The organism is Mesorhizobium tianshanense (assembly GCF_007830515.1).
Lineage (GTDB): Bacteria > Pseudomonadota > Alphaproteobacteria > Rhizobiales > Rhizobiaceae > Mesorhizobium > Mesorhizobium tianshanense.
The window spans coordinates 1-12,622 of the sequence record NZ_VLKT01000048.1; the positions used below are offsets into that span (position 1 = coordinate 1).

At 63.8% G+C, this 12,622-nt stretch carries 14 protein-coding genes; 9 read left to right on the forward strand and 5 right to left on the reverse strand.

Features of this window, described 5'->3' with window-relative positions:
* Together IQ26_RS29375 and IQ26_RS29380 are read right to left on the reverse strand one after the other, a co-directional pair.
* Positions 1 to 278 (reverse strand): transposase (locus tag IQ26_RS29375; RefSeq protein ID WP_145721835.1); only part of this gene is annotated, 278 nt, incomplete at its 3' end.
* Positions 279 to 361: 83 nt separating this feature from the next.
* Positions 362 to 1,954, reverse strand: a complete 1,593-nt coding sequence (locus tag IQ26_RS29380; RefSeq protein ID WP_145721836.1) for a peptide chain release factor 3 — start codon at positions 1,952 to 1,954, stop codon at positions 362 to 364.
* Positions 1,955 to 2,096: 142 nt separating this feature from the next.
* On the opposite strand from IQ26_RS29380, the gene IQ26_RS29385 reads away from it, so the two are divergent.
* Positions 2,097 to 3,197, forward strand: coding sequence for an NAD(P)/FAD-dependent oxidoreductase (locus IQ26_RS29385; RefSeq protein WP_145721837.1), 1,101 nt, complete (start codon positions 2,097 to 2,099; stop codon positions 3,195 to 3,197).
* Between the two features lie 489 nt (positions 3,198 to 3,686).
* On the opposite strand, the gene IQ26_RS29390 is transcribed toward IQ26_RS29385, so the two are convergent.
* Positions 3,687 to 3,902 (reverse strand): DUF6356 family protein, encoded by a 216-nt coding sequence (locus IQ26_RS29390; protein WP_145721838.1) that lies wholly within the window; start codon positions 3,900 to 3,902, stop codon positions 3,687 to 3,689.
* A gap of 117 nt (positions 3,903 to 4,019) precedes the next feature.
* Between IQ26_RS29390 and IQ26_RS29395 the strand changes: the two genes are divergently transcribed.
* The 6 genes from IQ26_RS29395 to IQ26_RS29420 all read left to right on the forward strand — a co-directional run bounded on the left by IQ26_RS29395 (position 4,020) and on the right by IQ26_RS29420 (position 8,527).
* On the forward strand, positions 4,020 to 4,490 hold the full coding sequence (locus tag IQ26_RS29395; protein ID WP_145721839.1) for an Lrp/AsnC family transcriptional regulator: 471 nt from the start codon (positions 4,020 to 4,022) through the stop codon (positions 4,488 to 4,490).
* An 84-nt stretch (positions 4,491 to 4,574) separates the two neighbouring features.
* Positions 4,575 to 5,060, forward strand: a complete 486-nt coding sequence (dut, locus tag IQ26_RS29400; protein WP_145721840.1) for a dUTP diphosphatase — start codon at positions 4,575 to 4,577, stop codon at positions 5,058 to 5,060.
* Positions 5,060 to 5,716 carry an HAD family hydrolase gene (locus tag IQ26_RS29405; RefSeq protein WP_162458110.1) on the forward strand — a complete coding sequence of 219 codons (657 nt, stop codon included), beginning with the start codon at positions 5,060 to 5,062 and terminating at the stop codon, positions 5,714 to 5,716. Before dut ends, IQ26_RS29405 begins: the two co-directional genes overlap by 1 nt.
* An 81-nt stretch (positions 5,717 to 5,797) precedes the next feature.
* Entirely contained in the window at positions 5,798 to 6,646 is an 849-nt protein-coding gene (locus IQ26_RS29410) for a hypothetical protein (RefSeq protein ID WP_145721842.1), read from the forward strand.
* A gap of 68 nt (positions 6,647 to 6,714) precedes the next feature.
* Positions 6,715 to 7,518, forward strand: coding sequence for an isocitrate lyase/PEP mutase family protein (locus IQ26_RS29415; protein ID WP_145721843.1), 804 nt, complete (start codon positions 6,715 to 6,717; stop codon positions 7,516 to 7,518).
* Between the two features lie 13 nt (positions 7,519 to 7,531).
* On the forward strand, positions 7,532 to 8,527 hold the full coding sequence (locus IQ26_RS29420) for a proline racemase family protein (protein ID WP_145721844.1): 996 nt from the start codon (positions 7,532 to 7,534) through the stop codon (positions 8,525 to 8,527).
* Here IQ26_RS29420 and IQ26_RS29425 read toward each other — a convergent pair.
* Together IQ26_RS29425 and IQ26_RS29430 are read right to left on the reverse strand one after the other, a co-directional pair.
* Positions 8,524 to 9,240: a sulfate transporter family protein gene (locus tag IQ26_RS29425; protein WP_145721845.1), complete on the reverse strand. Its 717-nt coding sequence runs from the start codon at positions 9,238 to 9,240 to the stop codon at positions 8,524 to 8,526. The genes IQ26_RS29420 and IQ26_RS29425 overlap by 4 nt on opposite strands.
* A gap of 100 nt (positions 9,241 to 9,340) precedes the next feature.
* Positions 9,341 to 10,243 (reverse strand): DMT family transporter, encoded by a 903-nt coding sequence (locus tag IQ26_RS29430; protein ID WP_145721846.1) that lies wholly within the window; start codon positions 10,241 to 10,243, stop codon positions 9,341 to 9,343.
* Between the two features lie 182 nt (positions 10,244 to 10,425).
* On the opposite strand from IQ26_RS29430, the gene IQ26_RS29435 reads away from it, so the two are divergent.
* Positions 10,426 to 11,418 carry an adenosine kinase gene (locus IQ26_RS29435; protein ID WP_145721847.1) on the forward strand — a complete coding sequence of 331 codons (993 nt, stop codon included), beginning with the start codon at positions 10,426 to 10,428 and terminating at the stop codon, positions 11,416 to 11,418.
* Between the two features lie 401 nt (positions 11,419 to 11,819).
* Positions 11,820 to 12,479 (forward strand): hypothetical protein, encoded by a 660-nt coding sequence (locus tag IQ26_RS29440; RefSeq protein WP_145721848.1) that lies wholly within the window; start codon positions 11,820 to 11,822, stop codon positions 12,477 to 12,479.
* Positions 12,480 to 12,622: the final 143 nt, after the last annotated feature.

Here is a 12,622-nt window from a genome sequence, read left to right on the forward strand (position 1 = left end):
CCGGCGAAGCGCCGGAACGACAGCCGGTCGCCAAGCGCCTCCTCCAGTTCGCGATCCGACAGACCATAGAGCGATTGCAGCAAAAGCGCCTTGAACAGCACCAGCGGCGGCCACGCCGCCCGCCCGGGTCCGCCATCGCGCAGCGGGGTGAGCAGCTTCTCGAAACGATACCACTTCACCAGACCCGACAACCGGTCGAGCGGCGAAGAGCCGCCCGACAGCTTGTCGCCCAGAAAAGCCTCTGCCAAGCTCAACTGACCCGTCCGCTTCACCGCCATCGTGATTCCCTCCGAGCTGCCGTCTCACAGAATCACAACCACCGAATTTCGCAACAGTCCCACAAGGGGAGAAGGGGCGCAGTTCAAGCCGCCTTGTCGCGGACCTGATAATCCTTGACCGCGGCGAAACGGATCGCCTTCCAGCGCTCGGCCTCATAGTTGAGCGAAAAGGCGTGCTGGGCGAGAAACACCGGGTCGTTGTCGAGGTCGCGGGCGATGTCGCCGCGATGCGCCTCGATGAAGCGATGCACCTCGGCCTTGTCGTCGGCCGAGATCCAGCGGCAGACGGAAAAGCGCGACATTTCGAAATCGACGGGCAGCGTGTATTCAACGTTCAGCCGCTCTTTCAGGACGTCGAGCTGCAGCGCGCCGACGACGCCGACGATTGCCGGTGAACCGTCCTCGGGCGAGAACAATTGCACGACGCCTTCCTCGGCCATCTGGTGCAGCGCCTCCTTCAGCTTCTTGGCCTTCATCGCGTCGCCGAGGCGGACGCGGCGCAGGATTTCCGGCGCGAAATTCGGCACGCCGCGAAACAGGATCTCCTCACCCTCGGTCAGCGTGTCGCCGATGCGCAGCGTGCCGTGGTTGGGGATGCCGACGACGTCGCCGGCAAAAGCCTCGTCGGCGGTGACGCGGGTGCGGGCAAAGAAGAATTGCGGCGCCGACAGCGACATCGGCTTGCCGGTGCGCACCAGCTTGGCCTTCATGCCGCGCTCGAGCTTGCCCGAGCAGACGCGGACGAAGGCGATACGGTCGCGGTGGTTGGGGTCCATGTTGGCCTGGATCTTGAAGACGAAGGACGTCATCTTGTCCTCGGTCGCCTCGACCTTGCGGGTGTCGGCCTCCTGCGCGCGCGGCGGCGGCCCGTAGGCGCCAAGCGCTTCTATCAGGTCGCGCACGCCGTAATTGCGCAGCGCCGAGCCGAAATAGACCGGCGTCAGATGGCCCTCGCGAAACGCGTCGATGTCGAGCGGACGGCAGGCTTCGCGCGCCAGTTCCAGCTCCTCGATGAAATCCTCGCGCTCGTTTTCCGGCAACAGGCCGGCGACGCGATTGGAGTCGGGACCGTTGACCGGCATGCGTTCCTTCTCCGCGTCGCCCCTGCGCACGGCGTTCAGCGCCAGGTGATAGGTGCCGGAAAAGGTTTTTCCCCGGCCGATCGGCCAGGTGATGGGTGCCGTGTCCAGCGCCAGCTTCTGCTCGATCTCGTCGAGGATCTCGAACGGATCGCGGCTTTCGCGGTCCATCTTGTTGACGAAGGTGATGATCGGGATGTCGCGCAGCCGGCAGACCTCGAACAGCTTCAGCGTCCGCGGCTCGATGCCCTTGGCGGCGTCGATGACCATCACCGCCGCGTCGACCGCCGACAGCGTGCGATAGGTGTCGTCGGCGAAATCCTCGTGGCCGGGCGTGTCGAGCAGGTTGAAGACGTTGTCCTCGTACTCGAAGGTCATCACCGAGGTGACGACCGAAATGCCGCGCTCGCGCTCGATCTTCATCCAGTCCGAGCGGGTCTGGATGCGGTCCTTCTTGGCCTTGACCTCACCGGCAAGCTGGATGGCGCCGCCGAACAGAAGCAGCTTTTCGGTGAGCGTCGTCTTGCCAGCGTCTGGGTGCGCGATGATCGCGAAAGTGCGGCGGCGCGCCACCGCGTGCGTGATGTCTTCAGCCAATTTATGGAATCCCGTGTGGTGCGCGGCTTCTAGCAGCGCTTTTGTGGCCTGTCGAACAGTTTTGGGCGGATGGCCCTCGCCCGGTGTTCAGATAGGATTGCCGTCACTACATCAGAAGACCCGATTCGACAAAGGACCACCCATGAGCGCAGCCAAGCAAGTCATCGTCGTCGGCGCCGGCATCATCGGCGCGTCCATCGCCTGGCATCTGGCGAAAGCCGGGGCGAAGGTGACGGTCGTCGCCGACAGCAGCGCCGGCGGCGTCGCCACGCCGAATTCCTTTGCCTGGATCAATGCCAGCTGGGGCAATCCAGAACCGTATTTCCGGCTGCGCACCCGTTCGATGGTGGAATGGACGCGGCTAGCGCAAGACCTGCCCGGCGTTCCGCTCGCCTGGTGCGGCGGACTGTGCTGGGACTTGCCGCCGGCCGAATTGGAAGCCTATGCCTCAAGACATTCCTCCTGGGGCTATGGCATCGAGCGCGTCGATCGCGCGGGGGCCGCACGCATCGAGCCTAATCTTGCCGAGCTTCCCGAATTCGCCCTGCATGTGCCTGGGGAAGGCGTTGCCGAGCCGGTCGCGGCCACGCAGGCGCTCCTGGCAGATGCCGAGCGCCGCGGCGCGCGGGTGATGGCCGGAACCGCCGTGACCGCGTTGGTGCAGGCCAACGGCAGGGTTTCCGGCGTGGATACATCAGGCGGACGCATTGCCGCCGACGAGGTGGTGATCGCGGCGGGCGCCGGCGCTCCGGCAATCGCCGCGACCGCCGGGATAGACCTGCCGATCAAAACGCCGCCCGGCCTGATCGTCCACTCACGCCCCTACGAAAAGCTGCTCAACGGCCTGGTGATCGGCGACCGGCTGCACATGCGCCAGACGGCGGAAGGCCGCATCATCGCCGGCTCGGATTTCGGCGGCGCCGATCCGGGCATGGACGCCGAAGCCACCGCCCGCGAGCTGTTTGCGGCGATGAAGGGCGTATTGCGCGGCGCGGACGGGCTGGAACTGGATTTCCACACGGTCGGCTACCGGCCGACGCCGATCGACGGCTTTCCGATCATCGGCCGCGCTGAAGGCGTGAGCGGCCTTTATGTCGCGGTCATGCATTCCGGCATCACGCTGGCGCCCGCCGTCGGCCTGTTCGCCACCCGGGAAATCCTGGACGGGGCGCGCGAACCGCTGCTTGAACCTTATGGGCTGGGGCGGTTTGCTCAACAGCTTCCTAGTGTATATTGCGTATAATGGCCCTTTCGTCGACCGTAAACGCAATGGGCATTTTTATCAAGACGCAATCCCGTAATGAATCGCCGTTTATGCTCAGGCTCATAAAAATCTTGATAGTTTTTACTTTTGTTTTTGAGCTATTATGTTTATTTTCTTTGTCAAAAGGCATTGGTGGTTACTTAGTTATATATAACACAGGAAATTTTTCTGAAACTTTTGGACTAAGACGTTTTTTATGGTCTTACTGATGTTTACAACGGTCTATATTTACTTAAAATTTGAAAACAATAACAATAAAATCACCCGAATGAACCTCCCGAACTTATCAATTAAATCGTTGAGGTTTCTCAGATCGGGGCGATTTTTGTAATGGCCTCTATCGCTTGGTTAGTTTCATAAAAAACACTGCCGTAGGAGAAGCGATATGCCGTGCGCATGGCTAATGCCGCCGGGTTAGCGACGCTGTTATCTGGCGCCGGCGAGCAACCGGGCGAGCGTCGGCGTCGCTCACCGTCCCCTGTTGTGCGTCCGCTCGTAAAGTTCGCGGATGATCCGGCTTGCCGTGGAGTCGAACAAGAACGGCAGGAAAGCGTGAACGAGCGCGGCGAACGCCGCCATGAACAATCGTGACGAGAACCAGGCGGCGAAAGCCATATGGCCGAAATAGGTTTCGCCCACCGAGGCCGGGTGAGAGGTGAAAAGTCGTGCAAGCCGTGCCGTCATGTCGATTCCCTCCTGTCGGGCATGCAGCCCCGATAATGAGTAGATTGACACAAAGCTCCGGTTCATCGATCCCAAATCATCCTTGTATTTGGCCAGTTATTGGGACAAAAATCCCACATGACGCTGAACATCGATGAGATCGACCGAAGATTGCTGGCCGAGTTGCAGCGCGACGGCACGCTGTCGGTCGACCAATTGTCGGAAAGGGTGTCGCTGTCGCGCAACGCCTGCTGGCGCCGGGTGAGGCGGCTGGAAGAAGACGGCGTCATCACCGGCCGGGTGGCGCTGGTCGATGCCGACAAGCTCGGCCTTGGCCTCTCGGTATTCATCCTGGTCCGCACCTCCAATCACGATCCAGACTGGCTGCAGAAATTCCGCGCGGCAGTGACCGGTTTTCCCGAGATCACCGGCGTCTACCGCATGTCCGGCGACCTCGACTATGTGCTGCGCGCCCGCGTCGCCGACGTCAAGGCTTATGACCGGCTCTACCAGCGGCTGATCGCCAAGGTGGCGCTGTCGGATGTTTCGGCCTCCTTCGTCATGGAGGAGATCAAGGAGACGACGGTCGTTCCCGTGGAACTGCGCTGAAGCGGAACCGCGCTGAAAGAAAGCCGTTGATAGCATTGCCGCCGAGTTGACCGAATCGACGTTGGCGGCGATAGGATCAGCCTTATGCGCGCAGCACTCTACACCTCCTCCGTCATCGGTCCGGCCGTCGGCTTCGTCAGGCTGCCGCATGGCGAAGGCCTGCCGCTTCCCGCCTATGAAAGCCCGGGCGCCGCCGGCATGGATTTGCGCGCCGCGGTGCCGGACGACCGGCCGTTGCTGATCCTGCCCGGGAAACGCGCACTGGTGCCAACCGGGCTGATCCTGGAGATCCCGGAGGGCATGGAAGGCCAGGTCCGGCCGCGCTCGGGCCTCGCCTTCAAGCACGGCCTCACCTGCCTCAACACGCCGGGCACCATCGACAGCGACTATCGCGGCGAGGTGAAGGTGCTGCTGATCAACCTCGGCGACGAGGATTTCGCGGTGACGCGCGGCATGCGGATCGCCCAGATCGTCTTTGCGTCCGTGATGCAGGCGACGGTCGAGGAGCGCACATTGGCCGGCGGCACGACGCGCGGCTCCGGCGGATTCGGATCGACCGGCACGGCCTGATGGGAATACCTCAGCTCGTCATCTTCGATTGCGACGGGGTCCTGGTCGACACCGAGAACCTGGCCAATCGACGCCTCGCCGAATGGCTTGGCGCCGCCGGCTTCCCGGCGAGCTTCGAATATTGCCGCAAGAATTTCTCCGGCCGCAGCATGGCCTCGGTGCAGAAGGAGGTCGAGGCGACCGGCGTCAGCCTCGGCGCCGATTTCGTCGAACGCTGGAACGCCGGCCTGCCGGACCTGTTCGCGCACGGCGTCGAAGCCATTCCCTACGTCCGGGAGTTCATCGAAGCCGTGCACGCGGCCGATATCGCCAGTTGCGTCGCTTCATCGGCACGGGTGTCGAAGATGCACATCACGCTCGGCCAGACCGGGCTGTTGCCTCTGTTCGAACACGCGCTGTTCAGCTCGAGCATGGTCTCGCGCGGCAAGCCGTTTCCCGACCTGTTCCTGCATGCCGCAGGCACGATGGGCTTTGCGCCCGCCGACTGCATCGTCATCGAGGACAGTGTCGCCGGGACATTAGCCGGCATTGCCGCCGGCATGCGGGTGTTTTCCTATCACGGCGACCCGCATTCCGACCGCGACGGCCTCGCCGAGGCCGGCGGCGTCCTGTTCGACGACATGCGCGAACTGGCCGGGCTGGTGCCGATCCACTGATCTGATATTCAGGCTGCTTATCCGGCTGTACGCCTCACTCGTCCGTGCTAGCTTGCGAACGGTCGACAGTTCGAGGAACGCATGAATTCCATCCTGCTTCGCTTCATCCTCGCCTGTCTGCTGCTGCCGTGTCTGTGGACCGCGGCCGGCGCGCAAGGCGTCAGCTTCCCGGACCTCGGCAGCGCCGTCCCTAGCCACGAGGACACGACCTATCTCGATCTCGCCAGGATGGTCATTCCCGATCTGGCGGCGGACAAGGACGGCTTCTACCGGGGTTCCATGCCGATCGAGATGCGCCATATCGAGGGTCCGGATAGCGGCGGCCCGCCGCCCGAAACGTCGGGCCTTTCCAACGCCGCCGCGCTCGACATCAAGGCCGGCGGCAAGGATCGGCTGACGATGCTGTTCGACCTCGGCGGCTCCGCCGACAGCGCCGAGGGTTTCGCGGTGCTGGTGCTTTACGATCTCGCCGACAAGCCGAGACTGCTCGACGCTGTCAATGTCGCCGTCGACCGGAGCACCTATTTCCGCGATCCGGGCAAGCTGCCGATCGGGCCCGGCGACGACGTCATCATCACGCTGAGCACGCATTTCAATTCGAACCAGGGCTATGTCGGCACGCCGCTGATCCTGGTCCGCGACGACAGGTTCGAACTGATCGACATGATCTATACGTTCGACGAGAACCTGTGCGCCTACAAGCGCACGCAGGAATTGGCCTTTCAGACCGTCGTGGACGGCCAGCCCTATGCGGCCATCAAGGCCACGGTGACCGATGCCACAGTGCCGAACGGCGAAAGCTGCGACGATGCGGCGCCCGACGCTTCCTCGCGCGACATCTCCGTCACCTACCATTGGGACAGGACCGCGTACGTCAAGGATTCCGACGCATTGGACAAATTGGCAGGAGAGAACGCCAAACGCTTCTGAACCCGTCGCATTCGTTTGCCCAGCGGGCAGTGGCGGGATAAAATGGCATCGCACTCTGGGGAGCATCCATGGACAAGGGCAAAATCTTTCGCGACCTGCATGCCTCGATCTTCGTCATGCCCAACCCCTGGGATGTCGGCACGACGAAGCTTTTGGCCTCCTTCGGTTTCGAGGCGCTGGCGACGACCAGCGCCGGTTTTGCCTTTTCGCGCGGCCTGCCCGATGGCGCAGTGACCTTCGATGCAATGATCCACCATTGCCGCGAGGTGACGGCGGCGACCACCCTGCCAGTCTCGGCCGACCTCGAGAAAGGCAAGGGCGACAGCGCGACGAGTGCCGCCGAAACCATCTTCGCGGCCGAAGCGGCGGGCCTCGCCGGCTGCTCGATCGAAGACCATACCGGCGAGCCCGACAAGCCGATCTACGATTTTTCGCATGCGGTCGAGCGCGTCGCTGCCGCGGCTGAGGCGGCGCGGGCGCTGAAGCACGATTTCGTCTTCACCGCGCGGGCCGAGAATTTTCTGTGGGGCAGGCCCGACATCGACGACACGATCAAGCGGCTGCAGGCCTTCGAGAAGGCCGGCGCCGACGTGCTCTACGCGCCGGGCATCAGCGATATCGAGACGGTGCAGACCGTCTGCTCGGCGCTGACCAAGCCGGTCAATGTCCTGGCGAGGCCCGACTTCACCATCGACGACCTTGCCCAGGCAGGGGTCAAGCGCATCTCGCTTGGGTCCGGGCTGACCAATTTCGCCTTCGGCATGCTGGAAACAGCGGCGCGCGAGATCCAGCAGGACGGCACCTTCGGCTTCAGCCGCGCCGCCATGCCTTTCGGCAAACTGCAGGCGTTGTTTGCCGATTCTTTGGCTTAGATAGGCCCGACGCATGACGCTCACCGTCGTCGACATGCACACCGGCGGCGAGCCGCTGCGGATCGTCACCGGCGGTTATCCGCAGATTCCCAAAGGCACGATCCTGCAAAAGCGCGCCTATGTGCGTGATCACCTCGATCATCTCAGGAAGATCCTGATGTTCGAGCCGCGCGGCCATTACGACATGTACGGCGCGCTGCTGGTCGAGCCCGACCTGCCCGACGCCGACCTCGCCGTGCTGTTCATGCACAATGAGGGCTATTCGACCATGTGCGGCCACGCCATCGTCGCGCTCGGCCGCTACGCCGTCGACGAAGGGCTGGTGGCACGGCAGGAGCCGGTGACGACGGTCAACATCGAAGCGCCGTGTGGGCTGGTCGTCGCCGCGGTCGAGGTGCAGGACGGCAAGGCGGGTGCTGTGTCGTTCGAAAGCGTGCCGGCCTTTCTGTTCGCCCGCGACCAGGAGATCGAATTGCCGGGTTATGGTGCGATCGGCTTCGACATCGCCTATGGCGGCGCCTTCTATGCACTGGCCGATTGCCGCCAGTTCGGGCTGGAGTTCGGCAGGAACCGCGTGCACGATTTCGTCGACGCGGCAACGGCGCTGACGGGGAAATTGAAGGCCGAATTCCCGCTGTCGCACCCCGACCATGCCGATCTCGCCTTTCTCTACGGCACCATCCTGACCGACGGACAGGACGTATTTTCCGATGCCCCGACCAAGAACATCTGCGTCTTCGCCGAGGCCGAGGTCGATCGTTCGCCGACCGGCTCGGGCGTCACCGCGCGGCTGGCGGCGATGCATGCCAAGGGCCAGATCGCCGGCCAGACGCGGCTGTTCGAGAGTGTCGCCGGCTCGCGCTTTTCCGGCAGCGTGGCGAGGACCGCGAAAGCCGGGCCGAATGACGCCATCATCGCCCGCGTCGGCGGCCGCGCCTTTTATTCCGGGCGGGCCGAATTCATCGTCGAGCCCGACGACGAGTTGGGACGCGGTTTTCTGCTGCGCTAAGTCCGCCGATATTCAGGCCGCGCCACTTCCCGCACGGATATGGCCTTGTGCAGGTGCACCATCATGGCGGCGGCGAAGAGCGGCGTCAGAAGGTTGAGCAGCGGCACCGCGAGGAAGGCAGCCACAACCAGCCCGGCGAGGAACACCGTGACGGCATGTTTCTTGCGCAACGCCCTGGCCTCGGCCTCCGGGCGAAAGCGCATGGCGGCGAATTCGAAGAACTCGCGCCCGAGCAGATAGCCGTTGACGATGAAGAAGGCGGCGATGTTGATGCCCGGCACCAGCAGAAGCAGCAAGGCGACGACGTTGCCTGACATGACGACGCCGAAGAATTTTATCGCCAGCACCATCGAGCGCAGTGCCGGCATGGCGCGGCCGGGCGGTTCGGCGGGATAGTCGGTACGCTCGACCACCTCTGCGACGTCGTCGAGGAACAGGCCGGCGATGATCGCCGTCACCGGTGCGATGAGCAGCGCCAGCCCGAAGGCAAGAGCGATAGCGGCGATGATGCCGCCCAGCCAGCCGGCCCAGGACGGCAGGCCGGGTATCAGCGTCTCGACCCACGGCAGGGCCAGCCATTCGACAAGGTTGGTCAGCCCGAACCACAGCGCCGCCAGCGCGAGCAAGGTGAGCCCCAGCGTCTTGATGAAAACCGACCGGAATTCGGGCGAGAACAGCCGGCTCAGGGCGGCGCGGGCAGCGTCGAGTATCACGGCGTTTCAAACCCAATATGTGTAACGCGCCCATCTGGGCAGGACGCCCCCGAGATAGGAACGGCAAATCACCAGCGCAACTGCCGATGGTAAACGCAACCTACCGCGCAAGCCTCGCCTGGCGGGCGGGAATGGTCATCGCCGCCACGCCGGCGACGACGAAGGCCATTCCCCACCACGCCGTCGGGCCAAGGCTTTCGCCGAGGAACACCGCCCCGATGCCGACGCCGATCGGCACGCGCAGATAGGCTTGCGAAGTGGTGCCGACGGAGCCCAGCGTATGGATGAGGCGGAAATAGATGCAGAAGGCCAGCGCGGTTGAAAAGACCGAAAGCCCGAGCAGGGCAAGGATCGAGGCTGTCGACGGCGCCAGCGCCCAGGGCCGGTCGAACACAAGGCTCAAGGGGACGAGAATCGCTGCGCCGCAGAGCATCGAACCGGCGGCCGGAATCATCGGATCGAGGCCCTTGAAGCCACGGCCGAAAATGGCAGCACCGGCATAGCAGACCGTCGCTGCGACGACGGCAAGCTGCGCCCATAATTGGTGACCAAGACCGCCAAGCGCCTGGGTGCCGACGATGAGGCATATTCCCGACATGCCGGCGCCGACGCCGAACAGTTTGCGCATGGTCACTGGCTCGTGGCGCGTGATGAGCGCGGTCAGCAGGAAGGTGAAGATCGGCGACGTCGCATTCAGGATCGTGGCAAGGCCGGCGTCCAGCGAGCGCTCGGCCGCAGCGATCAGCGTGAACGGCACGACGCTGTTGAGGCATGCCTGGAACGCGAACCGACGCCAGCTGGCGGCATCGCGCGGCAGGGCAAGGCCACGCCAGCGGATGAGGGCGAGAAGAATTCCACCGGCAACCAAGGTTCGGGCGGCGATCAGCGTCACCGGCGGGATCGTCTCGACGCCGATCTTGATGAAGGTATAGGAAGCGCCCCACAGCACCGCCAGCGCAACGAGGAGCGCCAGCTCGGTCTTCACAGTGGTTTTTGTGGGCATGGCGACTCGCACCTTCAGGGGACATTGATCGACTACGCCATCCCTATAGGCAAGGCACGGAAGAAATGCTTCGATCGTTATCCAACCGTGATTGTTGGCTAGGCAAAGCCGCATCAAATCGCTAGACCCGCCCGCGGCCGGCGTGGCAGAAAGCCGGTGGTTTTATCGCGGAGACATCATTGATGCCGGATTATGACGTGCTTTGTATCGGCAATGCCATCGTCGACATCATCGCCCAGTGCGACGAGGCGTTCCTGGAGACGAACGGCATCATCAAGGGCGCGATGAACCTGATCGACACGAGGCGCGCCGAACTGCTCTACAGCCGCATGGGCCCGGCCATCGAAGCCTCCGGCGGCAGCGCCGGCAACACGGCGGCGGGCGTCGCCAGCTTCGGCGGCCGCGCCGCCTTCTTCGGCAAGGTCTCGAACGACCCGCTCGGCGAAATCTACGCCCATGACATCCACGCGCAGGGCGTCGCCTTCGACACCAGGCCGCTCAACGGCCAGCCGCCGACGGCGCGCTCGATGATCTTCGTCACGCCCGACGGCGAGCGCTCGATGAACACCTATCTCGGCGCCTGCATCGAGCTTGGGCCGGAGGATGTCGAGGCCGACAAGGCGTCGGGTGCGGCGGTCACCTATTTCGAAGGTTATCTGTGGGACCCGCCGCGCGCCAAGGAAGCGATCCGGCAGACGGCGAAGCTCGCGCATGCCGCCGGCCGCGAAGTGTCGATGACGCTGTCGGATTCGTTCTGCGTCGACCGCTACCGCGACGAGTTCCTCGACCTGATGCGGTCGGGCACCGTCGACATCGTCTTTGCCAACACCCATGAGATCAAGTCGCTCTACCAGACCGCCTCCTTCGACGAGGCGCTGGCCCAGATCCGCAAGGACTGCAAGATCGCCGCCGTCACCCGTTCGGAAAAGGGCTCGGTCATCGTGCGCGGCGACGAGACCGTCACCGTCAACGCGACCAAGATCCGGGAACTGGTCGACACCACGGGCGCCGGCGACCTCTATGCCGCCGGCTTCCTCTACGGCTACACGCAAGGCCGCAGCCTGAAGGATTGCGGCGATCTCGGCTCGCTGGCGGCCGGGCTGGTCATCCAGCAGCTCGGGCCAAGGCCGAGGCAGAATCTGCGCCGCGAGGCCGAGCAGGCGGGGCTGATTTAGGAGTTTTCTCTCCCCTTGCGGGCAGGGCAATCGCATATGCCCCCGTCACCCGAATTGCCAACCGAATTGCGAAGGGCAATTCGGGGCAATCCGACCTCTCCCCGAGGGGAGAGGAGCGGCGTTGACGCCAGCCTCTTCTCCCCAGCGGGGAGAAGGTGGACGCGAAGCGGCCGGATGAGGGGGACACCCATATGCGATAGCCCTGCCCTCGCACGGGATGTCGCCGCATAGTGGCGGCGGTTTTGCCGTCGCACTGCACGAGCGAACCGCAACAATTGAAACACTTCAGTCGAGTTTCGGCATTCGTCCGAAACAACCGGGGGCGAAAAGCCGCGCTATGGAGCGTGCCCGACGGGATGGCTCCGCGACCGAGGCCGCCAACCAACTGAAGGACCCAGAAAATGTCTACTTCCGCAACAGTCGACGACGTCGATCCCGGCGCGTTGACGCTGACCCATCACGAGAAGCTCAACACCGGCGCCATGGCGCGTGCGCATCGGCTGAGCCCGGCCGTGCTCGCCAAAGGCATGGCGCGCCTGGCATCGATGTTCAAGATCGAACGCGCCAGCATCGTCTTGCTGCTGGCCGCGATCTTGGGGGCCATGGCCGTCACGAACGGCGCCCACGCCGAACAAAGCAATCTCAAGATGAAGCACGGGATTTCGCAAGCAGTGAAGCAGAGCCCGACGACGCCGCGCCTCGCCCGCCGCACCGAAACCCTCAGGCCGTCAGGCAAACTGCCGTTTGCCGACAAGATCCGCCCCAGGATACAGGCGAAAATCGACTGCGCTGCGATTGGCTGCAAAGCCAAGCCGCCGATCCTTAAGCATCAGCGCAAAGGCCTGCCTTGCAAGATCGTCGGATGCAAGCCTGGCAATGGCGGCCATGGCGGCCACCACGGCAATCACCACAACCACCACAAGCACGGCTCCTGGGCGTGGGGCGGCGTGACGATCGTCGCTGCCGACCATGGCGGCTGCGGCTATGAATTCTGGAAATGGAAGACGACCGGCTGGCGCTATTGGCGGCATGCCTATCTGAGCTGCCGCGACTGGGAATGAGCCGTCCTGTCGCTATGGCAAATGTCTGGCCTTCCCTCGCAAGCGGGGGAAGGCTTTTTGCCTGCCGATCGAATGACGGCGGCGAGCCGAACCACCACAGGGCCCATCGGCGCTCGCGTGAAGAAAGGCCGCCGGCGAACGGC

Bases quoted from the DNA above. Each gene is read 5' to 3' on its own strand.
- IQ26_RS29385 (WP_145721837.1), top strand. From the start codon at position 2,097: ATGAGCGCAGCCAAGCAAGTCATCGTCGTCGGCGCCGGCATCATCGGC.
- IQ26_RS29390 (WP_145721838.1), bottom strand. From the start codon at position 3,902: ATGACGGCACGGCTTGCACGACTTTTCACCTCTCACCCGGCCTCGGTG.
- IQ26_RS29395 (WP_145721839.1), top strand. From the start codon at position 4,020: ATGACGCTGAACATCGATGAGATCGACCGAAGATTGCTGGCCGAGTTG.
- dut (WP_145721840.1), top strand. From the start codon at position 4,575: ATGCGCGCAGCACTCTACACCTCCTCCGTCATCGGTCCGGCCGTCGGC.
- IQ26_RS29405 (WP_162458110.1), top strand. From the start codon at position 5,060: ATGGGAATACCTCAGCTCGTCATCTTCGATTGCGACGGGGTCCTGGTC.
- IQ26_RS29410 (WP_145721842.1), top strand. From the start codon at position 5,798: ATGAATTCCATCCTGCTTCGCTTCATCCTCGCCTGTCTGCTGCTGCCG.
- IQ26_RS29415 (WP_145721843.1), top strand. From the start codon at position 6,715: ATGGACAAGGGCAAAATCTTTCGCGACCTGCATGCCTCGATCTTCGTC.
- IQ26_RS29420 (WP_145721844.1), top strand. From the start codon at position 7,532: ATGACGCTCACCGTCGTCGACATGCACACCGGCGGCGAGCCGCTGCGG.
- IQ26_RS29430 (WP_145721846.1), bottom strand. From the start codon at position 10,243: ATGCCCACAAAAACCACTGTGAAGACCGAGCTGGCGCTCCTCGTTGCG.
- IQ26_RS29435 (WP_145721847.1), top strand. From the start codon at position 10,426: ATGCCGGATTATGACGTGCTTTGTATCGGCAATGCCATCGTCGACATC.
- IQ26_RS29440 (WP_145721848.1), top strand. From the start codon at position 11,820: ATGTCTACTTCCGCAACAGTCGACGACGTCGATCCCGGCGCGTTGACG.